Genomic DNA, 26,992 nt, shown 5'->3' with positions numbered 1-26,992 from the left:
ATCACGCCGCTGCCACTCGGGCTGTTCACTGTCCCGGGCCGCGAGGTGGCGAAGTCGTGATGAACTGCCACCTGCATGCCGACCACGCCAGCGGCAACCATCTGTTCCCGGGTACGCCGATCTACGCGCAGGCCACCGAGCTGGCGGCCGCCGACCAGGACGAGTACACGGTGCGGGAGGCGTGCGTGAGCTTCGCGGGCGTTCTCCTCCGCCGCCCTCGCGCGCCAGCTCGGCGGCGAGCCGCTCGACGTGACCGCGCCGGACTGGGTCGACGACCTCCTGCACGCCGAGATCGACGTCGCCAGGTTCGCCCGCGACCTCGCCCAGTGGCGGCCGGCTCCGGTCAGCTTCCGCGGGTCGGCGGCGAGTTCGGCCTGGTGACGCCTTTGGTGCTGGGCTTCTTGGCTTGAGGTGACTACCGAGTTACGTGGTTACCGTCCGCGTTTGGTTGCGGTACAACTCAATGTCGGCGTTTGTCTTACGCGCCGCTGTGGTCGTCGTTCTGTGGTTGTGGTTCGTTTATGTTCTTCTGTGGAATCGGATATCGCCGTTGGGCATTCTTTCCGTCGAATAACGTGGGTCGTGTGCCCGGTGATGATGGTGACTACACAGCAGTACGCCGTCTGCGAGGTTGGTCTTTCCGTCTTTTGACCATGGTCTCCAATGATGGGCCTCGCACCAAGGTGCCGGGATGGTGCAGTTCTCGCCGCGGCACCGTTGGTCGCGGAGCCGGAGGGCCTTGCGCTGTGCGGGTGAGAAGTGGCGTCGGGTGCGGCCTAGGTCGAGGATCTCGGACTTCCCGCCCAGCACCACGGGCAGGATCTGGGCGGCGCAGGCCAGCCGCCGGGCTTGGGCGGCGGTGATCTTGTCGTCGACGCCGACCAGTCCGGCAGTGGCGAGGTCGCGGGTGAGCGCGTCCCGGTCGATGGTGACCATGACGGTGGTGGCGTCGCCGCCATGCATGGGGAGCTTGGTCGGGTCGAGGTGCTCCAACAGCGCGACGAACGCCTGGCCGCGGGCGCGGTGTTGCGGTGTCGGGGCGGCCTGCTGGCGGGGGCTGGTGAAGGCGTCGAGGTAGGTCGCCAACCGGACCGCGGCGGCATCAGGCAGCAAGCCGGTCAGCCGGGTGGTGCCGTCTCCACGCCTGGTCAGCGTCAGACTCGCGGTCTCCAAGGCTCGTTCTTCCTCACGCGCGAGCTGCTTGGCTTCTTCGGCCTCGCCGGCCTCCGGCGCGATCACGTCCAAGATCCTGCGACCCAGCACCCGCAGCTGGTCCGGACGGTACTCACCGGCCGCTGTCACCAGATGCTGTTCCGCCTGCACCAGCAACTCCGGGTCGAGATCACCGGGCAGCTCATCCAAGGCCCCGGCGATCACCCGGGCCTGAAGCAGGTTCACCGAGCCCCCGGCGACCGCCGTACCGAGCCGGGCCCACCGAGCATTGAGCGCGACCGCGAGGTGCTGCTCCGCGCGGCACGCCTGCGGGCTCGCCTGGGTCTCATGAGCCAGCCACGACGCCACATCCCGAGCCCCCGCATCGACGGCCACGTCATCCGCGGCGGCCATGATCCGTAGCCGTAACGCGCTCAGCTGGACCTCCAACCGAGCGAGCGCGAGCAGCGCGTCCGCCTTCTCCGAGGTCCGCATGAAAGCGGGCTCGATATCGGCCACTTCACCCAGTGCGGCTTCAATAGCAGCGGCGCAGGCAAGCACCGGATGTGGTGCATTCACGAGCATTCTTCCGGCACCTCCCCATGGCGTAGTGATCAATTGACTAACATCCACGATAGCCACTTCGAACATCGGTTCGAGGTTATCCACAGGGTGAATTCAAAGGATTTTCAGAGCCGCTCGAGCCACGGATGCCGCGGGGTCAGATCCTCGATCGCGGCCCGCAGCCAGGCTCGTCGATCGGGGGAGAGGACAGCCAGTGTCGCCTCGAAGTCGGGCTCGTCCTTGGGCCGCGCCAGCGAGGACTTGAACAGCAGGACGATCTCGGGAGCTAGGTAGCGGATGCCATCGTCGGCCATCCACGTGACGTCCGAGACGTCGGCGACATGGTCGGGGAGGCGCTTGTTCGACCAGCGGCCGTTGTCCGCCGGCGTCAGCGGTACGTCGAGCACCCACGGCGACGTCGCGTCCGCGCGCAGCCACAGCTGGCTGGCCGGCTCGTCGACGGTCGGCCACCGGTCGCCGAGCGGGTGCAGGACGCCACCGACGTTGTTCCAGACGTGCCAGCGACCCTTCAGGAACTCCACGAAGGCCGGTACGTCGGACGACAGCAGCGAGATGTCGGTGTCCTCGTGCTCGCGCTGGTACCCGGTGGCGGCCTCGATCGCCCAGCCGCCGACCACCCACCACGGCCGGTCGAACCCGGCGAGCTCTGCGGCGACCTGCGTCGGAGTCAGCGGCGCCCAGGCGCCGTACAGGGCGAAGAACGCATCCTCATCGGCCTGCTCCTCGGCGGATCGCTCCAGGGGCACACGCGAGGCAGTCACCGTGCGAACGCTACCCAAGACACGAACGCGGCCCATGGCAATCTAAGGCCCAGCCAACGAGAGGAAGCATCGTGCCCGACAACGTCACCGTCGAACGCGACGGCCACGTCCTGCTGATCGGCGTCAACCGGCCGCAGAAGCGCAACGCCTGGGACCGGCAGACGATCGCCGAGGTCGCCGCGGCGTACGGCGTACTCGCCGAGAACGCCGACCTGCGGGCCGGTGTGGTCTTCGGGCACGGCGACCACTTCTCCGCCGGCCTGGACCTGGCCGACGTACTCCCCGCGGTGCAGGAGCAGGGCCCGAAGGCGCTGTCGGGCGGCGGCCGGTGGGATCCGTTCGGGCTGTGGGGCGAGCCGGTGCCGAAGCCGGTGGTGATGGCGGTCCAGGGCTACGCGTTCACGCTGACCATCGAGCTGGCGCTGGCCTGCGACATCGTGGTGGCGGCCGACGACGTCCGGTTCGCGCAGCTGGAGATCGCGCGCGGCATCCTCCCGTTCGGCGGCGCGACGCTGCGGGCGCCGCTGCAGCTGGGCTGGGGCAACGCGATGCGGTACCTGCTGACCGCGGAGGAGTTCGGCGCCGCCGAGGCGTACCGGATCGGGCTGGTGCAGGAGGTCGTCAAGCCCGGCGAGCAGCTCGACCGGGCCCGCGAGCTCGCCCAGCAGATCGCCCGCTGCGCACCGCTCGGCGTCCAGGCCACGCTGGCCAACGCCCGGATCGCGCAGCGCGCCGCCGAGCGCGCCGCCGCCGACCACCTGGTCGAGGTCCTGCCCACGATCACCGCGAGCGCGGACGCGCAGGAGGGTGTGGCGAGCTTCGTGGAGCGTCGTACGGCGGAGTTCCAGGGCCGCTGACGGGTCCCAAGGAATTAGTTAGTCAGACAAACTTACAAACCCGCCGACTGGATCCGTTGACCCCTTGGTGCGGGCCTTCCTACCTTGACGACACACGGTGTGGTGTCGGTCACACCAACAAGTCCCGGGGAGGCGCACATGCGCTTCAGTCGAACCGTCGCGGCTGGTTTCGCGACACTCCTGCTCCCGTTAGCCGCCCTGGCTGGGGTCTCCAATCCCGCCCAAGCCGCCACCTCTGCCACCGCTACCTACGCCAAAGTCTCTGACTGGGGCACCGGCTTTGAGGGGAAGTGGACGGTGAAGAACACCGGCACCACGACCCTGACCTCCTGGACCGTCGAGTGGGACTACCCCGCCGGCACGCGCGTCACCACCGCCTGGGACGCCGATGTCACCTCGTCCGGAAACCACTGGACCGCCAGGAACAAGTCCTGGAACGGCACCCTCGCCCCGGGTGCCTCGGTCTCCTTCGGCTTCAACGGCGCCGGACCCGGCTCGCCGTCCAACTGCCGGCTCAACGGCGGGAGCTGCGACGGAGGCGGTACGCCGGGCGACAACCCGCCGTCCGCTCCCGGCACCCCGACGGCCTCCGACATCACCAACACCTCGGTCCGGCTCACCTGGACCGCCGCCACCGATGACAACGGCATCACGAACTACGACGTGCTCCGCGACGGCGCCACCGTCGCGACGGTGACCGGTACGTCGTACACCAACACCGGCCTCACCGCCGGAACCGACTACTCCTACACGATCCGGGCGCGCGACACCGCCGACCAGGTCGGGCCGGCGAGCGGGGCCCGCGCCGTACGCACCACCGGAGGAACCCCCAACCCGCCCGGTGACAAGATCAACCTCGGCTACTTCGTCGAGTGGGGTGTCTACGGCCGCAACTACCACGTCAAGAACCTGGTGACCTCCGGCTCGGCGTCCAAGATCACCCACATCAACTACGCGTTCGGCAACGTCCGGGACGGCAAGTGCCAGGTCGACGACGTGTACGCCGCCTACGACAAGGCCTACACGGCCGACCAGTCGGTCAGCGGCGTCGCCGACACCTGGGACCAGCCGCTGCGCGGCAACTTCAACCAGCTCCGCCAGCTGAAGGCCCGGTTCCCGCACATCAAGGTTCTCTACTCGTTCGGCGGATGGACCTACTCCGGCGGCTTCGGTCAGGCCGCGGCTAACCCGGCGGCGTTCGCGGCGTCCTGCAAGGCCGTCGTGGAGGACCCGCGCTGGGCTGATGTGTTCGACGGCATCGACATCGACTGGGAGTACCCGAACGCCTGTGGCCTGACCTGCGACACGTCCGGTCCGGCGGCGTTCAAGAACCTGATGTCCGCGCTGCGCTCGGAGTTCGGCTCGAACTACCTGGTCACCGCGGCGATCACCGCCGACGGCTCGGACGGCGGCAAGATCGACGCTGCGGACTACGGCGGCGCCTCGGCGCACGTCAACTGGTACAACGTGATGACCTACGACTACTTCGGAGCCTGGGCGGCACAGGGCCCGACCGCCCCGCACTCGCCGCTGACGTCGTACCCGGGCATCCCAGGCCCCGTCGGCTTCAACTCGGCGGCCGCGATCGCCAAGCTGAAGTCGAAGGGCGTCCCGTCCAACAAGCTGCTGCTCGGCATCGGCTTCTACGGCCGGGGCTGGACCGGAGTCAGCCAGGCCGCACCCGGTGGCTCGGCGACCGGTGCGGCACCAGGTACCTACGAGGCCGGGATCGAGGACTACAAGGTGCTCAAGAACTCCTGCCCCGCGAGCGGCACCGTCGGCGGCACCGCCTACGCCCACTGCGGCAGCCGCTGGTGGTCGTACGACACCCCGTCGACGATCGCCGGGAAGATGAGCTGGGCGAAGAGCCAAGGTCTGGGCGGCGCCTTCTTCTGGGAGTTCAGCGGTGACGCCAGCAACGGTGAGCTGGTGACCGCCATCAAGAACGGGCTGTCGTAGCTAGCCCGGGCTGAGCTCGGGGCAGCTCCGGTCGGCTCCTTCAGCACCGCCGCAGCCGGACCGCGTTGTCGGTCCGGCTGCCGGCGGTGCCGTCCGGCGCCGTGAGCGGTACGACGACAGTCTCCGCTCGCTCCACCCGCCAACCGTCCCTGACCACCGCGGCGATGACCTCGTCGGTGGTCGGGAAGTGGACGTGCGCCGGCAGCTCGGGCTGCCAGGAGGGCGGGCCCTGGTGGCCGATCACCACCAGGGTTCCGCCCGGCGCAACGGCCGCGGCCGCCCGCCGCAGCACCTCCTCACGCGCCAGCTCGACCGGCGAGTGCAGGTAGGTGGCGGCCACCAGGTCCCAGCTGCCCTCGGGGAACTCGGTGTTCAGGTCGCGCCGCAGCCAGCGGGTCCGCTCGGAGACGCCGGCCTCCGCGGCCTCGGCGAGCGCCTCGTCCAGTGCGGCTCGGGCGATGTCCACGCCGGTCACGTCCCAGCCCTGCCCGGCCAGCCAGATCGCATCCGCGCCCGCGCCACAGCCGAGGTCGAGCGCCGTACCGCCGTCCGGCACCGGCAGGTCGCCGACCTCGCTGACCAGCGCCTGGTTGGGCTTGCCGCTCCACGGCTTCTCGTCCCCGCCGTAGAACGACTCCCAGAACTCTGCCGGATGGGACGGAGATCGCGGAGCGGGCTCCATCCCATCCGGTCCTCCGGCGGCGGTGGGGTGCTCGCCGTCGTGCCCGGTGGTGCGACGACTGTCGACCGCCTGCTGGGCCTCGGCCATGACCAGGTCGGCGTTGATCTGAGCGCCGGCCAGCGCACCCGCCGCGGCAGACGCTCCGACCTGCGCGGCGAGGTCGGTGACGTTGCCGGCCACCCAGATGCCGGCCACGTCGGTCCGGCCGGTCGGGTCGGCGGGGATGTGCTCGCCCATGCCGCTCGGGTGCTCGACTGCCTTGAGCCCGAGGTCTTCAAGGAACCCGGCCCGCGCCACCATCCGCGAGCCGACCGCGACCACCTCGCGCGGCAGCACCGTGTCGTCGGCTAGCCGGACGCCGCTGATCCGGTCGTCGGTGATCTCGAGCCCGGCCACCTTGCCGTCGACGATCTCGATGCCGCGGGCGGACATCAGCTCGGCCTGCTCGTCCTCGGGCCGGCTCAGGTGGGTGAGGTAGGTGACGTCGGCGCTCAGCTGCCGGAACAGCAGCGCCTGGTGCACCGAGTTCGGCCCGGTCGCGAGGATGCCGATCGCCCGGTCCCGCACCTCCCAGCCGTGGCAGTAGGGGCAGTGCACGACGTCGCGTCCCCAGCGCTCGCGCAGGCCCGCGAGATCGGGGAGTACGTCGACCAGGCCGGTCGCGACCAGCAGCCGGCGGGCACCGACCGCACGGCCGTCGGTCAGGGTCACCGTGAACCGCTCGCCGGTGCGCACCGCGCCCGCCACCTCGCCGTCGACCACATGGCCGCCGTACCGGCGTACCTCCTCCCTGCCGCGGGCCAGCAGCTCGGCCGGCGGGGTGCCGTCGTGCCCGAACAACCCGTGTACGGCGTCGGCCGGGGCGTTGCGCGGCTGCCCGCCGTCGATCACCGCCACCGAGCGCCGGGACCGGCCGAGCATCATCGCGCCGTTCAGGCCCGCGGCGCCGCCGCCGATCACCACAACGTCGTAGCTGTCCTTGAGTTCGTCAGTGTGTTGGCTCATGTGATCCAGAGTGCGGACCTACACGCCAACACGCAAACCCTGTTGCCAATATGGCAAACTGGGCTCATGGATGACGACCTCGATCACGCGCTGGCCACGGTCGGCCCGCGGCTCCGCGCCCTTCGGCAGGAGCGCGGCGCCACGCTCGCCGAGCTCGCCGAGACCACCGGCGTCTCGGTGAGCACGCTGTCGCGGCTGGAGTCCGGCGACCGGAAGCCGACGCTCGAGCTGCTGCTCCCGCTGGCCCGCGCCCATGGCGTCTCGCTCGACGAGCTGGTCGACGCGCCGCCCACTGGCGACCCCCGGATCCACCTGCGCCCGGTCACCCAGCACGGCATGACGATGCTGCCGCTCACCCGCCGCCCCGGCGGGATCCAGGCCTACAAGATCGTGCTGCCCGGCGGGGCCAAGGAACCGGACCCGCAGACCCACGAGGGCTACGAGTGGATGTACGTCCTCAACGGCCGGCTCCGCGTCGTACTCGGCGAGCACGACCTGGTGATGGTCCCCGGCGAGGCCGCCGAGTTCGACACCCGGGTGCCGCACTGGTTCGGCGCCGCCGACGACGAGCCGGTCGAGTTCCTCAGCCTCTTCGGCAAGCAGGGCGAGCGCGCCCACCTGCGCGCCCGGCCACGCGGCTCCTCCTGATTTCGGCTTCGGCCCACACATCGGGTGCTCCGGTGCGACGCTAGGTCGCGTGAGCCGAACCGTTGCCGCCGACTACCTGGTGGTCGGCGCGGGCGCGAGCGGGATGGCCTTCACCGACGCGCTCATCGATCACGCTGATGTTCGGGTGGCCCTGGTCGACCGTCGGCACGCCGCGGGCGGCCACTGGCTGGACGCCTACCCGTTCGTCCGCCTGCACCAGGCGTCGGCCTTCTACGGCGTCGCCTCGACACTGCTCGGCGGCGGGCGCCTGCGGCAGCGCGGCCCCGAGACCGGCCTCCAGGAGCGCGCCACTGTCTCGGAGATCTGCGCCTACTACGACCGCATCCTGGCCGACCGGATGCTCGCGTCGGGCAGGGTCGAGTTCTTCCCCGGCTGTGAGTACGTCGGCGACCGTACCTTCGTCTCGCGCCTCTCGGGCCAGGCGTACGACGTACCGGAGGGATGCCGGGTCGTGGACGCCCGCTACCTCGCTCCGGACATCCCGCTGCACACGCCCGCACCGTTCGAGGTCGGCGACGCCCGGGTGATCCCGGTCAACGACCTGCCGCGCCTCACGGAGGCACCCAGTCAGTACGTCGTGGCCGGCGCCGGCAAGACCGCCACCGACGCGTGCATCTGGCTGCTCAGCCTGGGCGTCGACCCGGACGCCATCTGCTGGGTGCGACCGCGCGACCCGTGGATGTTCAACCGCGCCGTCGTCCAGCCCGACGCTGCGGCGTTTCTCGGCATGGCGGCTGACGTCATGGGGTCCGCAGCCGACGCCACCGACCCGGACGACTTCTTCCTCCGGCTCGAGGAGGCCGGCGTCATGCTGCGGGTCGACCGTTCCGTGCTGCCGACGATGGCGAAGGCGCCGACGCTGGCCACCTGGGAGCTCGACGAGCTGCGCACGATCGAGAACGTCGTCCGGATGGGACACATCCGGCGGGCGGACCGTGGCCGGATCACGCTCGACGACGGGACCGTCGAGATCGCGGACGACGCGGTCGTCGTGCACTGCGCGGGGTCGGGGCTGCAGTACCCGCCGCTGGTGCCCATCTGGCAGCCCGGCACGATCACCCTGCAGCCGATCCGGGCCGGCTTCCCCTGCTTCGCCGCCGCGCTCACCGGCTACGTCGAGGCGACGCGCGACGACGACGCGGAGAAGAACCGGCTGTGCCCGCCGACGCCGTACGCGAACACGCTGCCGGACTGGGCGCGGATGAACCTGCTCGGCACCCGCGCCACCCTGTCCTTCGGCGGCGAGCCCGACATCAAGGCCTGGACCGACACCATCGAGCTCTCTCCCGGCCGCGTAGCCGCGGCCCCGCCCTCCGCGGCACTCGACGAGGTCGTCGCCAGGCTGACCAGCAACCTGGCGCCGGGCCTCGTCGGGCTCGCGCGCCTTGCGGCGGCGCCGTGATGCCGTTCGGGTGTCCTAGCGAGTGAAGCGGAAGTCGGCCTGGTGCACGGTGCCATCAGCCAGCGTCACAGACAGGCGCCTGCAGCCGGTCCAGTTCTTGGCCGTCTTCCAGCTCAGCATGTAGGTGTCAGTGCTGGCGCTGTAGACCAGGCCACTGTTGCCGGCGAGGGCGATCGGCTGGGCCGAGCCGAGCGGCGCCCCGGTGGTGCAGTCGATCGGCATCGACGCCGGTGAGCCCGCGGCGAAGATCGACAGCCCTTGGTTTCCACCCAGGCTGAACTTGACCGCCACGGAGCTGCCGGACTTGACGGAGTTCACGTCCGGAAGGTTGAGGACCGGCGGGAAGAACCCGGAGAAGTCCCAGACGACCTCCACCATGGCGGTGTCGGTCGCGGTGAACCCCTCGTCGTCGGTGACCCGGACAGCTATGGTCCTGCTCGCCGGCGCCTCGATGCCGGCCGCCGAGAATGTGGCGCTCTGCCCGGCGGTCTCGAAGCTCCCGTTGTTGTCCAGGTCCCAGGCGTAGGTCAGCGTCCCGTTGTCCGGATCGCTGCCCGTCGCCGTGACCGTGACCGTCGACCCCTCCACAACGGAGTAAGGCCCGCCAGCATCCACCGTGGGCGCCGCGCCCAGGTTGAACCCGACCAGGGCCGGGTCGTGGTCGGATGACCGGTACGGCCCGGGGTCGTAGAACGTCGTGACCTGGCCGGCCGACTTGAACTCGACGTTGTAGTCGAGGGCGATCGGCTCGTCGGCGTTGATGTGCCACTCGGTCGCTCCTGAGACCTGGGCGGCCAGGCTCTCGCTGGCCAGGGCATGGTCGAGGTAGCCGGACTGGCCCTGGAACACGAACGAGTAGCTGTCGCTGCCGGCAAACGCGTCGATGGTGTCGACGTACCCGGCGTCCTTGAAGACCGTGATCGGGTCCTCCATGGCATAGGCGTTCAGGTCGCCGAGCACGACGACATCGGGGTCGCCGCTTCCGGTGGGATCGGTGGCGAGCCAGTCGACCAGCGCTCCAGCAGCCAGGGTTCGGGTGCCGTTGCAGTTGCCCTGCCCGTCTCCGGTGTCGGGGTCGCCCACGTGGTTGCAGTCGGAGCCCTTCGACTTCAGGTGGTTCACCACGGCCGTGAATCTCGCGCCCGTGGCGTTCAGCTCGAACGTCTGGGCGATGGAGGGCCGGTTCAAGGTATCGATGAAGTCGGGGTCGACCGTGGAGTCCATGATCGCGTGGCTGCCAACCGGCGTGACCGACCCGGGCTGGTAGATGATCCCCACTCGGATGGCGTCGGTGCCGACGACCCCCGTGTCGATGAAGTCGTACCTAGCAGAGCCTGCAAAGTCGTTGAGCCCGGCGACGAGGTCCTCGATGGCGCCGAACTCCCCACCTGCGGTCACGTCGTTCTCGAGCTCCATCAGCCCGACCACGTGGGCGTCGAGCGCGCTGATGGCATCGATGATCTTGTCGCGCTGACGGTTGAACTCGAAGAGGTTGCTGGCCCCGCGTGCCGTCGGGAAGCCACCGGCGGCGCCGTCGAGACCGCTGCCGTTGCCGTTGAAGTAGTTGAGGACGTTGAAGGCCGCCACCCGCAGGTTCCCGCCGACGGGCTCAGGGGCCAGGGGCCGCGGGTTCGAGTGGGTGAAGGCGATGCCGCCCACCGGCTGGACGCGGTACCGGCTGAACCGGAACTCAAGCACTCCGGTGAGGCTCGGGAGGGAGTCACCGACCCGCAGGGTGTTGGTGGCGCTGAGTCCGCCCTGCGGGTGGAGCGTGGGATCGATGTTCTGCTGGTTGTTGCCGTCATCGAGCAGGATGCGGCTGCGGTCGTTGAGGTTCTGGAGGGCAAGTGCGGGGGCGCCCGGCGCCACCGCGTTGGTCGGCGTCTCCAGCCGACCGCCGACCGACAGCGCCGCCTCGCCGAAGCGGGCGAGCGTGAACACCTCGGTCACGGTCAACTCCTGGGAGACGGTGACCTTCATCCCCTCGAACCGCTCCAGGTCCGAGACGGCCGCCACCGGCAGCGTCACCGACGACGGCGTGACCGAGAAGCCTGTTCCGCAGATCTCGGTTGCGGTCACGTTCGACAGCTGCGTCATCCCGCCGAACTCGCCGGCGGTGGCCCTGACGCGCACCCGGTCACCGACGGAGACCGGGGTCGACGTGTTGAAGACGAAGATGCCTTCGGAGGTGAGGGGGTTGGCATCCGTGTCGCCGTCCTCCTCCTGGAGGAAGTAGCCGCTGAACTGGCCGGCGCCCTGGTAGTCACCGACGACGACACCTTCCACGGTGCGCACACCAGTCTGGGCGGCGGTCGCACCGTCGCCCTGGATGGCATGGATGAGCGTCGCCGGCGCTCCACAGACCAACGGGTCGGCGGTGGTGAAGGAGGAGACCGCGTCACCAGCCATGTTGTCGGGCGGGTCGTCGGCGTCCTGGTCGGTCACCTGACTGGCGAACACCGTCGCCGTGCACGTCTCGTTGGGGCCGAAGTCGGTGTCCGGATCGAGGGTGAAGGTGATGGGGCCCCCGGTGACGGCGGCCGTATGACTGCCGGTCGACGCGCAGGAGAGGGAGAACCACGGGTCGGTGACGTCGACCGGTTCCGAGAAGGTGATCGAGACGTCCGAGGACGGGGCGACGTTGACCGCGCCGGACGCGGGGCTGGTCGCCGTCACCGTTGGCGCGTTGTCGCCATCGTCGTCGATGACGTGAGCGCCGAGCCCGTCGAACGTGTCCGTCGCGAAGCCGTCCCACTCGACGGCCGGGTCGAACGCGTCGCTGTGGTTTGGGTCGCCCGCTTGAATGCTCGGCTTGCGCCGGAGCGTGTTGTCGGCCGTGCTGGTAACGCCGGTCCCCCACTCCGTGCCGGGGTCGATGCCCACCTGGCCGATGACGTCGATGATGATCGTGCCCTTGCGCAGGACGACGGCGTCGTCGCCGTTGAACCAGCCAGAGCCGTTCGTCTGGTCCGCGACAGCGAGGATGGAGGGCGACGCCGCGCTCTGGGCGAGCACGTACACATCACCGTCGGCCACCGCGACGGTCGGACCGGTCAGGCTGATCGTGAGTCCAGCGGTCGCGCTGCCATTGAAGAACATCTGGACGTTGTAGTTCTCGGCCGCCAGGTCGACGGTCCCGCCAGTGCCGTTGTAGATCTCAAGGGCCTTGTTGTTCGAGGACCCCTCGATGTACTCGGAGAAGAACAGCTCGGTCGGCGCGGCGGTGGCCGACGAATTGGTCAGCGGCACCGCCGCTGCCGCCGCCGCGAGCGTGACGGCGAGCGCGAAGGCCCGACCACGGATGGAGCGACGGCGCGAAGACTGCATGGCGGAGCTTCCTTCGGAAGCGTGCGGATGAACTCACTTTCGCACTCCGCCGGACCAGACGCCATCCCCCGAAAGGGCCACTCGCACACCGGTGAAGCACTTCCCATCGTGACCATGGACAGGTACGCCGTCGCCTAGCAGGTCAGGATGCTACGCGGCGTTGCATGATCCCGCTTGGGGACAGCGAAACCTCCTCCGCACGGGCACTGGACCTAGCCCAGGGAAGCTATGCGTTGAGGCCCAATTGGCCCTCCTACGCGCAGGCTGCGGCGCCCGCCGATGAGTCGGCCGAGCACGCCGTACTCACTGATTGGCGGCAGGTTCGGCCACAATGAGGCGAGATGGGAGGCGAGATGGCGCTGACAATCGACCGTGACGCGATCGCGGAGTTGTGCCGCCAGCATGGCGTGCGTCGGCTCCGCGTGTTCGGGTCTGCCCTCACCGACCAGTTCGACCCGGTCACCAGCGATGTGGACTTCGTGGTGGAGTTCGAGCCGGTGGCAGAGCCGGGGATCGACCAATACTTCGACCTGCTGCAGGCACTCGAGAAGCACTTCGACCGCCCAGTGGATCTCGTGGAGGCGTCGGCGATCGAGAACCCCTACTTCGCCGAGACGATCGCCCGGTCCGCCGAGGACGTCTATGCCGCTTGAGGCAGCGGCGGCCCTGTGGGACGCCGAGCGCGCAGCACGGCTGGTCACCGAGTTCGTTTCGGGCAACACGTTCGAGGACTACGAGTCGAACGCGTTGCTAAGGTCCGCCGTTGAACGCCAGTTCGAGGTGTTGGGCGAGGCGCTCAACCGAGTGAAGAGGTACGACGAGCGGCTCGCCTCCCAGGTCCCCGACCTGGCCAAGGTCGTGGCGTTCCGCAACGTGATCGCTCATGGCTATGACGTCCTCGACAACCGTCGAGTCTGGGACTACGCCACGAACTTCGTCGGGGACCTGGGAGCGCGGCTCCAGGATCTGTTGAGTGAAGCGGCCGACTGACCGTTCGTCGGCTCAGTCGCGGACGACGTCGTACACCGCAAGCTGGATGCCGTTGTCGTAGGCCTCGTGCTCGACGAGGGTGAGCTTCTGCTTGGCGGCGTCGTCGGCGAACAGGCGCTTGCCGCCGCTGCCGAGCATCAGCGGGAAGATCAGCAGGTTGTAGCGATCGACGAGGCCGGCGGCGGCGAGGTTCTGGGCGAGGTTGGCGCTGCCGTGCACGTAGATCGCGCCGCCGTCGCTCTCCTTCAGCGCGGCGACGTCGTCTAGGGAGCGGAGTACGGAGGTGTTGTTCCACTCCGGGTTCTCGAGTGTGGTGGAGACGACGTACTTCGGCATCGCGTTGTACTCGGCGAACTCCGGCATCGCCGGCCAGACCGGGGAGAACTCGTCGTAGCTCTTCCTCCCGAACAGCAGGGCGGTGGCGTCCTCCTGCTCCCGGCCCTTGATGTCGTACGCCGTCTTGCTGGGCTTGACGTCCTTGAACGTCCAGCCGGCGTGGGCGTAGTCGCCGCCGCCGGGGGAGTCGACGACGCCGTCGAGGGAGATGAACTCGGTGACGATCAGCTTGCGCATGGTGGGGCTCCTTCGTAGTGGTTGAGCGTTGTCACCAGGGCTACGAACGAGCCCACCACATCACGACACTTCGGCGCGAGAAGTTCTGCTCACCTGTTGCCGCCGGTGCGGCCGGAGGTGCGCCGGTCGAGGGCGCGGATCGCCAGCCGGTACCAGCGCGCGTTCTCCTCCTCGAAGACGATGCCGCGCCGCAGGGTCAGGTAGGGACCGATCCGCGCCGCCTCGTCGAGATAATCGTCCTCGGTCCGGCCGTCGAGGAGCCGGGCCTGGAGCCGTTGGTAGCGCTCGAGCTTGCCGCGCGTGCGCTCCAGCCGCTCCTGGAGTACGGCGCGGACCGCGGCGGCGTCGCCGTGGTCCACGGCCTGCACCTGGACCATCAGCTCGTCGCGGATCGCGGTCGGCTTCGGGTGTCGCCGGGTGAAGGCGGCGAGGGTCTCGGCGCCGCGGGCGGTGAGCCGGAAGACGCGTTTGTTGGGCCGGCGCTCCTGTTCGACCACGGTGGCGGCGACCAGTCCGGCGCCCTCGAGTCGGTCCAGCTCGCGGTAGAGCTGCTGCGGGGTGGCCATCCAGAAGTTGGCGACCGAGGCGTCGAACTCCTTGGCCAGGTCGTACCCCGACGCCTCACCGTCCAGCAGCGCGGCCAGGATCGCGTTCTTCAGCGCCATCCCGGCAGCGTAGATGACTAAGTCCAAGGGCTCGCGCGCTGCGCGCCGCTCATCACGCACGCTGGCGGCGTTGCCGTCGCTCGACGGGCCGCCGGCCCGCCTTCGCTCCGGCGCCTTGCCAGCGCACGCGCTGAGCGACGCTCGCATGCGCGACCCCTTGGACTTAGTCATCTACTCAACAAGTTGCCTATACTGAGCCGCAGACCTATTCAACAAATTGACTATAGGAGTAGCGATGCGGGAGTTCCGTGAGGCCGTCGAGGCGGGCGATCACGCCGCCATGGAGGCGCTGCTGGCCGACGGCGTCCGCTTCACCAGCCCGGTCGCGTTCAAGCCCTACGAGGGCAAGGTGATCACCGCCGCGATCCTGCGCGGAGTGACCCGGGTCTTCGAGGATTTCCGCTACGTCCGCGAGATCACCAGCAGCGACGGGCGCGACTCCGCGCTGGTCTTCCAGGCCACCGTCGCCGGCAAGCAGATCAACGGCTGCGACTTCCTCCATCTCGACGACGACGGCAAGATCGACGACTTCGTGGTGATGGTGCGCCCGCTGTCGGCGGCGACCGCGCTGTCGGAGGCGATGGCCGCCCAGTTCGAGCGGATCACCCAAGAGGCCATGTCGGCATGAGGAGTGCGCTGGGCGGAGCGCTGACGACGGCGCTGCTGCCGGTCCTGCTGGCGCAAGGACTCCTGGTACGACGGCGTACCCCGCGGCTGCCGGAGGCCGCGAGCACCGCCGGCACTGCCGGGACCGGCACCGGCGACGTACGGCGACTGGTCGTGGTCGGCGACAGCCTGGCGGCCGGCGTCGGTCTCGCCGATCACCGGGAGTCGATCGCCGGCCTGCTCGCCGAGCGGTGGGCGGAGCGGGACGAGGTGAGCGTCGCCTGGCGGGTGCTCGCCCAGACCGGCCTGACGGCCGGCGAGGTGGCGGGCCTGGTCGACCCGGCAGCGCTGGCCGACGCCGACCTGGTCGTGCTGTCGGTTGGCGTCAACGACACCAAGGACCTCCACTCCCGGAAGCGGTGGCGGCGCGAGCTCGGCGACCTGCTCGACGCGCTGCTGGAGGCCGCGCCGGCTGCCGACGTACTACTGATCGCGATTCCGCCGATGCGGGCCTTCCCCGCCTTGCCGCGGCCGCTCGCCGACGCGCTCGGCGCCCGGGCCGCGCGCCTGGACGAGGACGGGGAGGCGGTCGCCGCCGCACGCGGTCCTCGCGTACGGCGGATCGACCTGTCGCTCCCGGACGACGACGGCCTGTTCGCGAACGACGGCTTCCACCCCTCGACCGTGATCCACGCGGCCCTGGCGTCGCGCGCCCTGGAGCTGGTCAGCCCTCGGTGCCCTTCCGCATGAACGTCAGGTGGGTGACGCCGCTGGGCGTGGAGACCGCCTCGATGTCGTAGGTGTCCTCGAGCGCCTCCAGGCCGTCCCAGACGCGGGAGCCACGGCCGAGCACGATCGGCACCTGCACCAGGTGCATGTGGTCGACCAGTCCGGCGGCGACGAACTCGCGGACGATCATCGCCCCGCCACCGAGCCGCACGTCCTTGCCGTCGGCCGCCTCCTTGGCGACCGCCAGCGCCTCGGCCGGGGCGGCGTCGAGGAAGTGGAAGGTGGTCCCGCCCTCCATCTCGATCGCCGCCCGCGGCCGGTGCGTGAGCACGAAGGTGGGCGAGTGGAACGGCGGGTTCGGCCCCCACCAGCCCTTCCAGTCCGGGTCGTCCTGCCAGCCGGGCGGCCCGAACTTGTTGGCGCCCATGATCTCGGCACCGATCCCGACCTCGTGGCGGACGGCGAACGCGTCGTCGACGCCCTCGGCACCGCCCTCACCCCAGAACCGGGTCTTGAACATCCACTCGTGCAGCCGCTCGCCGGCGTGGCCGAACGGCGCCTCGAGGGACTGCGGCTCACCGGCGGCGAAGCCGTCCAGGGAGATGGCCAGGTTGTGTACCCGGGTGCGTGACATGGTTCGCTCCTTCGTGTCCGGGCCGGGCTACTCCGCGGCCGGTCCGTAGTTGAGGTGGATGACGCCGTTGTCGTAGACCTCGGAGCCCTTCAGGGCCAACTTGGTCGGGTCGACGCCCTCGCCGAACAGCTTGTCGCCCTTGCCGCGCGCGACCGGGTACATGAACAGGTGCAGGTCGTCGACCAGCCCGTCCTTGAGCAGCGCCCGTACCAGCTGGCCGCTGCCGGAGATGTAGATGACGCCGTCGGTCTCGTCCTTCAGCTTCTGGATCGCCTCCGGGTCGTAGGCCATCAGGGTCGACGGTCCCCAGTCGACCGACGGCTGCTGCGAGCCGACGACGTACTTGTGGGTGTCGTTGAAGAACGGCGCTCCCGGGTCGTCCTCGGCGGTGCGGGTCGACCAGGCCGGCGCGAACATCTCGTACGTCGACCGCCCCAGCAGGATCGCCTTCGCCTCGCCGGTGATCGCGCCGAGCGTCTCGCCCATCTTGTCGGCGAACCCGTACTCGAAGGTCCAGCTCGGGTCCTCGTAGACCCCGTCGAGTGCGATGAACTCGTGAACTGCGATGGTGCCCATCTCATGTATCCCTTCGGTGATGGCTAAAACTACGTCTACCGGATACAGTATCCGTAGGACACACAAACTTCCAAGAGGAATATTCGATGGGACGTCAGGAAACCCTGGAGCTGCTCTGGGGACTTCGGGCTGCGCCGAAGCGGGGCCCGAAGGCCGCCTTCGGCGTGGCCGACGTGGCAGCTGCCGCGGTCGAGATCGCCGACAGCGACGGGGTCGGCGCGGTCTCGATGGAGCAGGTCGCCGCCCGGCTCGGCTACACCAAGATGTCCCTCTACCGGTACGTCGACAGCAAGGCCGCGCTGTTGGCCGTGATGATCGAGCTGGCGATCGGGGAGCCACCCGACCTGAGCAGGGTTCGCGGCGGCTGGCGCGGCCAGGCCCGGCGCTGGTGCGAGCTGATGTGGCAGACCTGGGACCGGCACCCGTGGGTGCCGCACGCGACCGTCGGCGAACGTCCGGTCGGCCCGAACGAGGTCGGCTGGTCGGTGGCCGCCCTGACCACGTTCACCGACATCGGGCTCAGCCGCGGTGACACCGTCGACGCCGTCGCGCTGCTCAGCGGCCACCTGCGCAACACCTACGCCGTCACCGCCGCCGGCTCCCAGCCCTGGACCGACCAGGTCCGGCCCGACGAGGAGCTCCGGGACGTGATGGCGCGGACCGGCGTCTCCTACCCGTCCCTGGACCAGGTGGTCGCCGGGCGCCCGCTCTCCGCGGACCGGCGCAGCTTCGGGCTGGAGCGGATCCTCGACGGCATCGAGCTCCATCTCCAACGCGAGGGTGTCGGCGCCTCCGTCTAGCCTCCTGAGCGTGAGCGAGGTGCACGAGCTGTCCCCGCGCGACGCCCGCCGGATCGCGGTGCGCGCGCAGCTGCTGAGCGCGCCGCGCCCGGACGACCTGCTGGCTGTGGTGCGCCACCTCGGCGCGGTCCAGGCCGACCCCACGGCCGCGGTGGCCCCGAGCGCGGAGCTGGTGGCGTGGAGCCGGTTGGGATCGGCGTACCACCGCGGCGACCTCACCACCGCCGCGACCGCCGGCGTACTCATCGAGCTGGAGGGGATGCTCCGCCCGGCCGAGGACATCGCGCTCTACCGCGCCGAGATGGCGGCCTGGCCGGGCCCGGGTGAGCTGCGCGACTGGCAGGAGTGGCAGCTCGGCTGGGTCGAGGCCAACGACCACTGCCGGCGCGACATCCTCGACAAGCTGTACGACGAGGGCCCGCTGCTCCGGCGGGCGCTGCCCGACACGACCGTGGTGCCGTGGCAGTCCAGCGGGTGGAACAACGACCGCAACGTGCGGATGCTGCTGCAGCTGATGGTGCGCCGTGGCGAGGTCGCCGCCGCCGGCTGGGAGGGCCGGGAGCGGATCTGGGACCTCGCCGAGCGGGTCTACCCCGACGTCGAGGTGGTGCCGTACGACGAGGCGCTGCGGGTCCGTGCCGAGCGCCGGCTGCACGCGCTCGGCGTCGCCCGCGCCAAGGCGGCCGAGGCACCGGGAGGCGAGCCCAACCACGTCGGCGAGGTGGGGGAGCCGGCGGTCATCGAGGGCGTCCGCGGCAAGTGGCGGCTGGACCCGGCGTACCTGGACTGCGAGTTCACCGGTCGAGCGGTGCTGCTGTCGCCGCTGGACCGGCTGGTCTTCGACCGCAAGCGGATGACCGACCTGTTCGACTTCGACTACCAGCTGGAGATGTACAAGCCCGCCGCTAAGCGCCGCTGGGGCTACTGGGCGATGCCGATCCTGTACGACGACCAGCTGGTCGGGAAGCTCGATGCCACCGCCGAGCCCGACGCCGGCGAGCTCCGGGTGGACGCCGTCCACGAGGACGGCGAGTGGACCAAGGCCATGCGGACCGCCGTCGACGACGAGATCGAGTCGCTGGCGGAGTGGCTCGACCTGGAGCTGATCCGCCTCTAGGACTGTTCGTGGTCGGCGATGTGCACGATCGCGTCGCCGGAGTTGACCAGCGGCGCTTTGGCCAGGCCGATCACGATGCCGGTGCGGTCGGCGTGGACGAGCCGGACCCGTCGGCCGAAGGAGTCCGAGAGCCCGCCCAGCCGCTGACCGGTGCTGACCTGCTGGCCGAGGTCGACCTCGAGCTGCAGGATGCCGGTCCCGCGGGCCCGGACCCAGCCGCTCTGCCGGCACTCGATGCTGGGCGGTGGCGGGTCGGCCTCGACCACGTCGATCATGTCCAGCGCGGCGAGCACCCGGCGTACTCCGGCGACGCCGGCGTCGATCGCGAAGTCGTCGAAGCGCCACGCCTCGCCGCCCTCGTAGAGCAGCACCGTGGCGCCCTTCTCGCGGGCCGCCTGGCGCAGCGAGCCGTCCCGGATCCGGGCGTGCAGCATCACCGGCGCCCCGAACGCGTCGGCGAGCCGCCGGGTGCGCGGGTCGTCGAGGTCGGCGCGGATCTGCGGCAGGTTGGTACGCCGGTCGGCGCCGGTGTGCAGGTCGATGCCGACCTCGCACTTGGCGACCACCTCGGCCATGAACAGGTGCGCGATCCGGCTCGCCAGCGAGCCGCGTGAGGAGCCGGGGAAGGAGCGGTTGAGGTCGCGCCGGTCCGGCAGGTAGCGATCGCCGGACATGAAGCCGAGTACGTTGACCACGGGTACGGCGACCAGGGTGCCGCGGAACGACTTCGGGTCGAGCTGGGTCAGCACCCGCCGGATCACCTCGACGCCGACCACCTCGTCGCCGTGGACCGCGGCGTTGACCCAGACCACCGGCCCCTCCTCGCGGCCGTGCACCACCCGGACCGGCAGGCTGACGTCGGCCCGCGAGACCAGCCGGGTGATCGGCAGCTCGACCTCCTTGACCGAGCCCGCGCGTACCCGCACATTGCCGATCGCGAAGGAGGTGCGTGGCACGCTATCGACCCCGGTTCTTTCGGCGTACGACGCGCTTGGGGCGGCCGCCGAGATAGGAATGGCCGACGTCGACCAGGAAGCCCTGGCGCAGTACCTCCCGGCCGATCAGCATCCGGAAGCCCATCTCGTCGCGGCGGCTCAGCGAGACCTCGGCGGTGACGGTGGTGCCGACGATAGTGATGTCCATCAGCACGACCATCCGCTCCTGCGCGTCCCCGTTGGAGCTGCGCACCACCCTCCGGTCGTGCACGGGCAGCTCGACGATGGTCGACTCGACCGCCGACCGCTGCCACGGATGGATCGAGAACCTGACCCATTCGTCGCCGTTCTTCTCGAACTCCTCGAGGTCGAATGCATGGATCGCGGAGGTCCGCGCACCGGTGTCGAGCTTGGCCTTGATCCACCGCACTTCGAGACCAGGCAGACTCACCCACTCACGCCACCCGGCGACGATGTTTGAATGGGCCCTCGACACCCGCCCAATCTAGTTGAGTCCCTTCCCCTCAGGCCCCAATAGGCGGATAAGTGAAGCTGGCGATCCTTTCCCGCGCGCCGCGTTCGTACAGCACGCAGCGCCTCCGTACCGCTGCCCTCGACCGTGGCCACCGGGTCAAGGTCCTGAACACCCTTCGCTTTGCCATCGACCTGTCCAGCGACGAGCCGGACCTGCTGTTCCGCGGTAAACCGCTGTCGGACTACGACGCGGTGCTGCCCCGGATCGGCAACTCGATCTCGTACTTCGGCACCGCGGTGGTCCGTCAGTTCGAGCAGATGGACATCTACACGCCGAACACCTCCGGCGGCATCGTCAACTCCCGCGACAAGCTGCGCGCCACCCAGATCCTGTCCCGCCACAACATCGGGATGCCAGCCACGACCTTCGTCCGGGACCGGGCCGATGTGGTCGCGGCGATCGAGCGGGTCGGCGGTGCCCCGGTGGTGATCAAGCTGCTCGAAGGCACCCAGGGCATCGGCGTGATCCTGGCGCCCGAGACCAAGGTGGCCGAGGCGATCATCGAGACCTTGCAGAGCACCAAGCAGAACGTGCTGATCCAGCGCTTCGTCAAGGAGAGCAAGGGCCGCGACATCCGGGCGCTGGTGGTCGGCGACCGGGTGGTGGCCGCGATGCGGCGTACCGCCAGGGGCGACGAGTTCCGGTCCAACGTGCACCGTGGAGCGCGGGTCGAGGCGGTCCAGCTCTCCGAGGCGCACGAGCGGGTTGCGGTGCGCGCGGCGCAGATCATGGGCCTGCGGGTTGCCGGCGTGGACATGCTCGAAGGCGACGACGGCCCGCTGGTGATCGAGGTGAACTCCTCGCCCGGCCTGGAGGGGATCGAGGCCGCGACCCGGCTGGACGTGGCCGGCGCGATCATCGACTACATCGGCAACCAGGTGGCGTTCCCGCAGATCGACGTTCGCCAGCGGCTCAGCGTCTCGACCGGGTACGGCGTCGCCGAGCTGGTCGTCCAGGGCGACGCCGACCTGATCGGGCGGAAGCTCGGCGAGTCCGGCCTGCGCGAGCGCGACATCACCGTGCTCACCCTGCACCGCGGCGCGAGCGTCATCCCGACGCCGTCGGACCGGCGGGTGCTGGAGGCGGGCGACCGGCTGCTCTGCTTCGGCAAGCTCGAGGAGATGCGCTCGATGATCCCGGCCCGTAAGAAGCGCCGGGCCCGGGTGAAGAAGCTGCCCAAGCACCCGATCCACGACGGGTAGACGGTCAACCGGCCGCGGCGGCGACCAGTCGCTCGCCGACGGCACGGGCGCACTCGCGGAGCTCGGGACACTCCACGATCCGGTACGGCGCGGGCAGGGCGGCGAGCTGCTCGGCGTACCACCACGGGTTGCTGGTGCTGCCGACCAGGCGGCTGGTGGCGTCGTCGACGGCCGACACCCGGCCGAGGACGGGGGAGACCCGCCCGGCGATCCGGTCGAGCGGTGTCTCGATGAGGACCTCGACGTCGTACTCCCAGCCGGCGGAGAGGTGCTGCTCCAGCGTCGCGACCGGGTCCAGGTCGGCGGGTGGGGTGAAGGTGCCTGTGAGCACCGAGACGTGCCGGACCCGGTCGATCCGGTAGGCGCGACGCTCGCCCTTCGGGTGGGTGCGGCAGAGCAGGTACCACCGGCCGTGCCGGACCACGACCGCCCACGGCTCGGCCTCGATCTCCCACTCGGACCCGGCCTCGGAGCGGTAGCCGAGCCGCACCAGCTGCCGGTCGGCGGATGCCTGGACCAGGGTGGCCGTCGTCGCGGGATCGGGCCGGGCGGCGGCGCGGTCGGGTGCGGGCGCGGTGGCACGGCGTACCGACTCGGCCTGGGCGGCCACCGGCTCCGGCAGCGCGCGGACGATCTTGCCGAGCGCGGAGCCGACAGGGTCGGTGGTGTCGCTTGCGTCGTGGTGGCCGTCGAGCACCGCCATCACCAGCCCGAGCGCCTCGGCGGAGCTGAACATCAGTGGCGGCAGCCGGAGTCCGCGGCCGAGCCGGTAGCCGCCGTACGGTCCGCGCGCCGACTCCACCGGGATGCCGGCCTCGCGCAGGATCGCGACGTACCGCCTGGCCGCGCGCTCGGTGACGCCGAGCTTGTCGGCGAGCTGGTCCGCGGTGATCCCAGGACTGCCCTGCAGCAGCTCGAGGGCGAGCAGCGCCCGCGCGGTCGGGCTGGAGTCCTTCGCCACATCTGCCGCCAATCCGGAAGTAGAACGTCCGGAACTGACTCTACGCTTCTCCGCATGACCACGACTGACTCAGCGACCAACGAAGCCGGCAACGCACCCGTCCTCAAGGGGCCGCCCGTTGCCGGCACCGAGGAGGACACCCTGGTCGGCGCACTGGAACGGCAGCGCCGTACCTTCCGCTGGAAGTGCGCCGACCTGGACACGGCCGGGCTGCGCGCGACCACGGCGGGGTCCACGATGACCATCGCCGGGCTGCTCAAGCACCTCGCGCTGGTCGAGGCCGACTACTTCGCCTGGAAGCTGCTCGGCGAGTCACCGGGCGCGCCGTTCGAGAGCATCGACTGGGACCAGGACCCGGACTGGGAGTGGCGGACCGCCCTCGACGACACCCCGAGCCAGCTCTACGACCTGTACGACGCCAACGTCGCCCGCGCTCGCGCCAATCTCGCGCGGGCACTGTCACGAGAAGGAGCTGACGGCGGCCTGGACGGGCTGGCCCACTACACCTCGCCGGACGGCGACCGGCCGAGCCTGCGCCGGATCCTGATCGACATGATCGAGGAGTACGCGCGGCACACCGGCCACGCGGACATCCTGCGCGAGTCCGTCGACGGGCGGGTCGGTGAGGACCCGCCCGCGTGAGGCTACGAGCCGGCGTTCGCCGACCAGTCGGGCAGCTGCTGGAGCGCCCAGCCGTTGCCGTCGGGGTCGGAGAAGTAGACGAACCGGCCCCACGGCTGGTCGTCGACGTCGCTGACCTCGATCCCGCGCTCCTTCAGAGCGGCGTGGGCGGCGTCGGCGTCGGCGACCACCATCTGCATGTTGTCGAGCGAGCCCGGCGTCATGTTGGTCAGCCCCCGGCCGATGGCGATCGAGCAGCCCGATCCCGGCGGCGTCAGTTGCACGAACCGGGTCTCCTCGCTGACCGTGTGGTCATGGTCGAGGACGAAGCCCGCCTGCACGTAGAAGTCCTTCGCGCGGTCGACGTCGGTTACCGGTACCGCCACCAGCTCCAGTTTCATGTCCATTCGGCCAGCCTAGGAGAGAGCCCATGGAGTTCAGCGGCGAGATCTGGCACTGGCGCGGCCCGGCGCCGTACCACTTCGTCACCGTGCCCGAGGAGGAGAGCGCCGACCTGCAGGAGATCTCGACCGCGGTCACCTACGGCTGGGGGATGATCCCGGTGACGGTGCGGATCGGCGACACAGAGTGGACCACCTCGCTGTGGCCCAAGGACGGCGGCTACGTCGTCCCGCTGAAGGACAAGATCCGCAAGGCGGAGGGTCTGGAGGTCGGCGACGTGGTCACGATCGAGCTCACACCGGGCGGCCCGGTGTGAGCACGATCGTGCCGCCGAAACCTCACTCGTGCGGAGCCTCCACGAAGTCCCCGCGCAGCGGGATGGCGTCGGCGCGCGCCGGGTCCTGGGTGTCGATGGTGTCCTCGGCGGCGGCTTCGAGCACTGCCCCCATGGTGGCGAAGGCCGTCCTGACGAGCATGCCGGAGCTCTTCTGCCCGATGCCGCCGCGGAGCTCGACGAGAGCGCTGCCGGCGCCGCGGATGCCGTAGGAGTTGCGGGCGATGCCACGGGGGAGCGTGCCGGGGTACTGGCTGACCTCGGCGAAGCCGTACCTGGACAACGTGTCGTTGATGACCACGCACATCTGCTTGGACAGCGTCACCGCGGACGCAGGAGCATCCGGGTGGTTCGGCCAGAAGATCGACGTGGTGATCAGGTCGCCGTCGTCGGTGACGTACGAGCCCTGGTGGTGGAAGTCGACGACCAGGTCCGGCTGGTAGCGGATCGCGACCCGCTGGATCGCCGCCGCCTCCGGCACCGGGTTCGCCTCAGGCGCGACCGCCGGGTCGTGCCAGCGGTTGACGTCGAACCCGACTCCCGGCGTACAGAACGCGCCGGAGCAGTCCGGGTCGTGGTTCTGCCGCTGGAACCGCTCCGAGCCGTCCGGGTTCACCTTGGGTACGACGAGCAGCGTCACCTTGTCGAGGATCGCGTCCCAGCCCGCGCCACCGTTCGCAACCCGCTGCAGGAGCTGCAGGGCGGCCTCGGTTCCGAGCGGCTCGTTGCCGTGCTGCTGGGTGACGTAGAGGACCTTGGTCGGGCCGGTCCCGGCCTTCGCCAGGTAGAGGTCGCGGCCCTCGTTGGACTGGCCGATGGTCTCGAGCGCCACTCGGCCGCCGGACCGCTGCGAGATCTGGCGCAGTGCCTTGACCATCTCGTCGTACGAATGGAGCCGCTCGAGGCGGACCTGCTGGCTGTCTTGGACCCATGGTCCGTTGGGGACGGTCTGTGGGTCGGCGGTGGCGGTGGCGGTGATCGCGAGGGTGAGGGCGAGGGTGGCGACAGCGGGCACTACGCGGCGCATGGCAGGCTCCATTCGAGTGGTTGCGTCCGGTTTGGTCTTTACCGTAGGGCCGCGCTCCGCCGAGGGGAAGGTTCACTGGGTGACATGGAGATCCGAACTGCCGATCCCGCCGACGCCCCCTCGCCTGGTGCCGCTGTTCACCGACCTCGAGCAGCCGTCGACAGAGGAGCAGCTGGTACGCCGGCCGCCCAGCTGATCGCGTCGGTGGTTGCGCGCGAGCAGCAAGGCCGCGGAATCGGGAGGCAGATGGTCGACACCTTCGAGACCTGGGCGCGAGGGCTCGGCGCGGCCCGGCTGGCGGTGACCTCGAACCGGCGCCGTACCGACGCGCACGCGTTCTACGAGGGTCGCGGCTACGACCGAACGGGGTTCCGGTTCGCTCGCGTCCTCTGACACGCTGTCGGCATGGCGGATCCACCACAGTGGGTGAGCGTCGTCGAGGGAGTCGGCGGTGCTCTGGGAGCGGTGAGCGCCGCCGGAGTGGCGGCGCTGGCGCTGGTGTTGCAGCGCCGCACCAACCGGGAGGAGCGGGAGCGGCAGACCCGGCAGCAGCAGGACGACCGGGAGGCGATGCGGGCGGCGGCGCGCAGCGAGCGGATCTGGGAGCAGCGCTCCGACGTGTACCTCGACGTGCTCCAGGCGCTCCAGCCCGAGGCCGGTGCCAGCGCGGAGGAGAAGCTGCAGCGGATGTACGACGCGGCCTGGCCGCTCCGCTCCCGGGTGCATGCGTTCGGCTCGCGCGAGGTGGTCGACACGTTCAGCGACTTCGTCACCGCGACCCGGGAACAGCTGTCGCATGATCCGGGTACGCCGGTCGAGACCGCCGGGGTTGAGGAGGCCCGCAAGCAGCTACGGATGGCGATCCGGATCTCCAACGGGGTCGACTATGCCGACGACTACGACAGCATCGGCCCGAACCCGTTCACGGTGCCTGAGCACGTCGCCAACCCGGTCTCGCCGGTGCCACAGCCGCCCTTGCAGCCGCCGGACCTGCCCGGCTACCCGGCGACGCCCCCGTTCCCGCCCTCGTCGCCGCCGCCATTTCGCTGAGCTGTGGCTACGAGGTCAGCCGCTTGTTGACCAGCCGGGACATCCAGCTCGGCGCGATGTCCGAGGCAGCCCGCATCAGCTTGGCCTGCCGCCCGACGGCGATGTGGACGCCGCCCAGCCTGCGGCGGGGCTGCACCGCGTCGTACACCGCCTCGGCGACGTCGTCGGCGGTCAGCCGGATGCCCAGGGAGCGGGTGCTGGCGATGTCCATCCCGTCGACCATCGCGGTGTTCACGAACAGCGGCCACAGCGCCCGCACGGTGATGTCGTCGCCGGCCCACTCCAGGTCGAGCGCCTCGGTCAGGCCGCGCACCGCGAACTTGCTCGCCGAGTACGCCGCCAGCTCGGGCTGGCCGTAGATCGCGGAGGCGGAGGCGAGATTGACGACGTGCGCACCCTGGGTCCGCTTCAGATACGGGTACGCCGCATGGCAGCCGTTGAGCACGCCCGTCACGTTGACCTCGATGATCCGCTGCTGGTCGGCGAGCGGGATCTCGGCGAACCGGCCCGACCGCAGGATCCCGGCGTTGTTGACCAGCACGTCCAGCTCACCGCCGGTCCGCGAGGTGAGCGCGTCGAGTGCGGCCCGCCAGCCGTCGGCGTCGCGGACATCGAGCTCGCCTGTGACGTGTCGCGAGCCGAGGTCGGCAGCCAGCGCGGCCAGCCCGTCGCGGTCGACGTCGAATCCGCCGACGATGTAACCGGCCGCCGCGAACCGCAGCGCGGTCGCCCGCCCGATCCCGGCCGCCGCCCCGGTGATCAGGACGCTCTTGCTCATGCGGGTCATCCTGCCGGATCGGTCGGTCCGGCGGTTGCGGCGGCCGTGCTGCAACCGT

At 70.1% G+C, this 26,992-nt stretch carries 30 protein-coding genes; 16 read left to right on the top strand and 14 right to left on the bottom strand.

From position 1 onward, the window contains the following. Positions 1–249 precede the first annotated feature (249 nt). Positions 250–381: a hypothetical protein gene (locus tag DDV73_RS29460; protein ID WP_276310107.1), complete on the top strand. Its 132-nt coding sequence runs from the start codon at positions 250–252 to the stop codon at positions 379–381. A 138-nt stretch (positions 382–519) separates the two neighbouring features. On the opposite strand, the gene DDV73_RS09275 is transcribed toward DDV73_RS29460, so the two are convergent. Together DDV73_RS09275 and DDV73_RS09270 are read right to left on the bottom strand one after the other, a co-directional pair. Next, positions 520–1,731: an HNH endonuclease signature motif containing protein gene (locus DDV73_RS09275; RefSeq protein WP_240617196.1), complete on the bottom strand. Its 1,212-nt coding sequence runs from the start codon at positions 1,729–1,731 to the stop codon at positions 520–522. A gap of 110 nt (positions 1,732–1,841) precedes the next feature. Next, the gene (locus DDV73_RS09270; RefSeq protein WP_154402679.1) at positions 1,842–2,498 is read right to left on the bottom strand and encodes a nucleotidyltransferase domain-containing protein; all 657 of its coding nucleotides are present in this window, start codon (positions 2,496–2,498) and stop codon (positions 1,842–1,844) included. 71 nt (positions 2,499–2,569) lie between these two features. On the opposite strand from DDV73_RS09270, the gene DDV73_RS09265 reads away from it, so the two are divergent. Together DDV73_RS09265 and DDV73_RS09260 are read left to right on the top strand one after the other, a co-directional pair. Then, entirely contained in the window at positions 2,570–3,355 is a 786-nt protein-coding gene (locus DDV73_RS09265; RefSeq protein ID WP_109506951.1) for a crotonase/enoyl-CoA hydratase family protein, read from the top strand. 138 nt (positions 3,356–3,493) lie between these two features. After that, positions 3,494–5,314, top strand: coding sequence for a glycoside hydrolase family 18 chitinase (locus DDV73_RS09260; protein ID WP_109506950.1), 1,821 nt, complete (start codon positions 3,494–3,496; stop codon positions 5,312–5,314). A 40-nt stretch (positions 5,315–5,354) separates the two neighbouring features. On the opposite strand, the gene DDV73_RS29115 is transcribed toward DDV73_RS09260, so the two are convergent. Continuing rightward, positions 5,355–7,001, bottom strand: coding sequence for an FAD-dependent oxidoreductase (locus DDV73_RS29115; protein WP_109506949.1), 1,647 nt, complete (start codon positions 6,999–7,001; stop codon positions 5,355–5,357). Positions 7,002–7,067: 66 nt separating this feature from the next. Between DDV73_RS29115 and DDV73_RS09250 the strand changes: the two genes are divergently transcribed. Further along, positions 7,068–7,649 carry a helix-turn-helix domain-containing protein gene (locus DDV73_RS09250; RefSeq protein ID WP_109506948.1) on the top strand — a complete coding sequence of 194 codons (582 nt, stop codon included), beginning with the start codon at positions 7,068–7,070 and terminating at the stop codon, positions 7,647–7,649. A 49-nt stretch (positions 7,650–7,698) separates the two neighbouring features. Then, on the top strand, positions 7,699–9,072 hold the full coding sequence (locus DDV73_RS09245) for an NAD(P)-binding protein (RefSeq protein WP_109506947.1): 1,374 nt from the start codon (positions 7,699–7,701) through the stop codon (positions 9,070–9,072). 15 nt (positions 9,073–9,087) lie between these two features. On the opposite strand, the gene DDV73_RS09240 is transcribed toward DDV73_RS09245, so the two are convergent. Then, complete coding sequence (locus DDV73_RS09240; RefSeq protein ID WP_109506946.1) at positions 9,088–12,399, bottom strand: ExeM/NucH family extracellular endonuclease; 3,312 nt, start codon at positions 12,397–12,399, stop codon at positions 9,088–9,090. Between the two features lie 353 nt (positions 12,400–12,752). Between DDV73_RS09240 and DDV73_RS09235 the strand changes: the two genes are divergently transcribed. After that, positions 12,753–13,052, top strand: a complete 300-nt coding sequence (locus tag DDV73_RS09235; protein WP_109507161.1) for a nucleotidyltransferase family protein — start codon at positions 12,753–12,755, stop codon at positions 13,050–13,052. Next, positions 13,042–13,389 (top strand): HepT-like ribonuclease domain-containing protein, encoded by a 348-nt coding sequence (locus DDV73_RS09230; RefSeq protein WP_109506945.1) that lies wholly within the window; start codon positions 13,042–13,044, stop codon positions 13,387–13,389. The genes DDV73_RS09235 and DDV73_RS09230 overlap by 11 nt, the downstream gene beginning before the upstream one ends. A 12-nt stretch (positions 13,390–13,401) precedes the next feature. Here DDV73_RS09230 and DDV73_RS09225 read toward each other — a convergent pair whose 3' ends face one another. Together DDV73_RS09225 and DDV73_RS09220 are read right to left on the bottom strand one after the other, a co-directional pair. After that, entirely contained in the window at positions 13,402–13,962 is a 561-nt protein-coding gene (locus tag DDV73_RS09225; RefSeq protein ID WP_109506944.1) for a dihydrofolate reductase family protein, read from the bottom strand. A gap of 89 nt (positions 13,963–14,051) precedes the next feature. Beyond that, positions 14,052–14,774 (bottom strand): PadR family transcriptional regulator, encoded by a 723-nt coding sequence (locus tag DDV73_RS09220; RefSeq protein WP_240617195.1) that lies wholly within the window; start codon positions 14,772–14,774, stop codon positions 14,052–14,054. An 88-nt stretch (positions 14,775–14,862) separates the two neighbouring features. Here DDV73_RS09220 and DDV73_RS09215 point away from each other — a divergent pair, with 88 nt between their 5' ends. Both DDV73_RS09215 and DDV73_RS09210 read left to right on the top strand, forming a co-directional pair. Continuing rightward, on the top strand, positions 14,863–15,255 hold the full coding sequence (locus tag DDV73_RS09215; protein ID WP_109506942.1) for a nuclear transport factor 2 family protein: 393 nt from the start codon (positions 14,863–14,865) through the stop codon (positions 15,253–15,255). Beyond that, positions 15,252–15,983 carry an SGNH/GDSL hydrolase family protein gene (locus DDV73_RS09210; protein ID WP_109506941.1) on the top strand — a complete coding sequence of 244 codons (732 nt, stop codon included), beginning with the start codon at positions 15,252–15,254 and terminating at the stop codon, positions 15,981–15,983. Before DDV73_RS09215 ends, DDV73_RS09210 begins: the two co-directional genes overlap by 4 nt. Here DDV73_RS09210 and DDV73_RS09205 read toward each other — a convergent pair. Beyond that, positions 15,958–16,596 carry a dihydrofolate reductase family protein gene (locus tag DDV73_RS09205; RefSeq protein ID WP_109506940.1) on the bottom strand — a complete coding sequence of 213 codons (639 nt, stop codon included), beginning with the start codon at positions 16,594–16,596 and terminating at the stop codon, positions 15,958–15,960. The genes DDV73_RS09210 and DDV73_RS09205 overlap by 26 nt on opposite strands. A gap of 27 nt (positions 16,597–16,623) precedes the next feature. After that, positions 16,624–17,172 carry a dihydrofolate reductase family protein gene (locus DDV73_RS09200; protein ID WP_109506939.1) on the bottom strand — a complete coding sequence of 183 codons (549 nt, stop codon included), beginning with the start codon at positions 17,170–17,172 and terminating at the stop codon, positions 16,624–16,626. An 86-nt stretch (positions 17,173–17,258) separates the two neighbouring features. On the opposite strand from DDV73_RS09200, the gene DDV73_RS09195 reads away from it, so the two are divergent. Both DDV73_RS09195 and DDV73_RS09190 read left to right on the top strand, forming a co-directional pair. Beyond that, a complete protein-coding gene (locus DDV73_RS09195) occupies positions 17,259–17,972 on the top strand; it encodes a TetR/AcrR family transcriptional regulator (protein ID WP_109506938.1) in 714 nt (237 codons plus the stop codon). 10 nt (positions 17,973–17,982) lie between these two features. Then, positions 17,983–19,089, top strand: a complete 1,107-nt coding sequence (locus tag DDV73_RS09190; protein ID WP_206050779.1) for a DNA glycosylase AlkZ-like family protein — start codon at positions 17,983–17,985, stop codon at positions 19,087–19,089. Here DDV73_RS09190 and DDV73_RS09185 read toward each other — a convergent pair. Beyond that, positions 19,086–20,045: a succinylglutamate desuccinylase/aspartoacylase family protein gene (locus tag DDV73_RS09185; protein ID WP_109506937.1), complete on the bottom strand. Its 960-nt coding sequence runs from the start codon at positions 20,043–20,045 to the stop codon at positions 19,086–19,088. The genes DDV73_RS09190 and DDV73_RS09185 overlap by 4 nt on opposite strands. Before the next feature lies 1 nt (position 20,046). Then, on the bottom strand, positions 20,047–20,520 hold the full coding sequence (locus tag DDV73_RS09180; protein ID WP_109506936.1) for an ATP-dependent zinc protease family protein: 474 nt from the start codon (positions 20,518–20,520) through the stop codon (positions 20,047–20,049). A gap of 50 nt (positions 20,521–20,570) precedes the next feature. Here DDV73_RS09180 and DDV73_RS09175 point away from each other — a divergent pair, with 50 nt between their 5' ends. Further along, positions 20,571–21,761 carry a RimK family alpha-L-glutamate ligase gene (locus DDV73_RS09175; RefSeq protein ID WP_109506935.1) on the top strand — a complete coding sequence of 397 codons (1,191 nt, stop codon included), beginning with the start codon at positions 20,571–20,573 and terminating at the stop codon, positions 21,759–21,761. Between the two features lie 4 nt (positions 21,762–21,765). On the opposite strand, the gene DDV73_RS09170 is transcribed toward DDV73_RS09175, so the two are convergent. Next, the gene (locus DDV73_RS09170; RefSeq protein WP_109506934.1) at positions 21,766–22,722 is read right to left on the bottom strand and encodes a helix-turn-helix transcriptional regulator; all 957 of its coding nucleotides are present in this window, start codon (positions 22,720–22,722) and stop codon (positions 21,766–21,768) included. Between the two features lie 54 nt (positions 22,723–22,776). On the opposite strand from DDV73_RS09170, the gene DDV73_RS09165 reads away from it, so the two are divergent. Next, on the top strand, positions 22,777–23,364 hold the full coding sequence (locus DDV73_RS09165) for a DinB family protein (RefSeq protein ID WP_109506933.1): 588 nt from the start codon (positions 22,777–22,779) through the stop codon (positions 23,362–23,364). A 2-nt stretch (positions 23,365–23,366) separates the two neighbouring features. Here DDV73_RS09165 and DDV73_RS09160 read toward each other — a convergent pair whose 3' ends face one another. Continuing rightward, positions 23,367–23,750, bottom strand: coding sequence for a VOC family protein (locus DDV73_RS09160; RefSeq protein WP_109506932.1), 384 nt, complete (start codon positions 23,748–23,750; stop codon positions 23,367–23,369). A gap of 23 nt (positions 23,751–23,773) precedes the next feature. On the opposite strand from DDV73_RS09160, the gene DDV73_RS09155 reads away from it, so the two are divergent. Continuing rightward, complete coding sequence (locus tag DDV73_RS09155; RefSeq protein ID WP_109506931.1) at positions 23,774–24,061, top strand: DUF1905 domain-containing protein; 288 nt, start codon at positions 23,774–23,776, stop codon at positions 24,059–24,061. Between the two features lie 22 nt (positions 24,062–24,083). On the opposite strand, the gene DDV73_RS09150 is transcribed toward DDV73_RS09155, so the two are convergent. Then, positions 24,084–25,106 (bottom strand): M14 family zinc carboxypeptidase, encoded by a 1,023-nt coding sequence (locus tag DDV73_RS09150; protein ID WP_161962335.1) that lies wholly within the window; start codon positions 25,104–25,106, stop codon positions 24,084–24,086. 204 nt (positions 25,107–25,310) lie between these two features. Between DDV73_RS09150 and DDV73_RS29110 the strand changes: the two genes are divergently transcribed. Further along, positions 25,311–25,499 (top strand): GNAT family N-acetyltransferase, encoded by a 189-nt coding sequence (locus DDV73_RS29110; RefSeq protein WP_240617216.1) that lies wholly within the window; start codon positions 25,311–25,313, stop codon positions 25,497–25,499. Between the two features lie 12 nt (positions 25,500–25,511). Then, entirely contained in the window at positions 25,512–26,156 is a 645-nt protein-coding gene (locus tag DDV73_RS09140; protein WP_154402678.1) for a hypothetical protein, read from the top strand. Positions 26,157–26,163: 7 nt separating this feature from the next. Here DDV73_RS09140 and DDV73_RS09135 read toward each other — a convergent pair whose 3' ends face one another. Beyond that, complete coding sequence (locus DDV73_RS09135; protein ID WP_206050778.1) at positions 26,164–26,934, bottom strand: SDR family oxidoreductase; 771 nt, start codon at positions 26,932–26,934, stop codon at positions 26,164–26,166. Positions 26,935–26,992: the final 58 nt, after the last annotated feature.

The sequence above is a fragment of the Nocardioides speluncae genome, from assembly GCF_003121585.1.
Taxonomy (GTDB): domain Bacteria; phylum Actinomycetota; class Actinomycetes; order Propionibacteriales; family Nocardioidaceae; genus Nocardioides; species Nocardioides speluncae.
The sequence above is the reverse complement of the archived record's forward strand: the minus strand, read 5'-3'. Positions and strand labels throughout refer to the sequence as shown.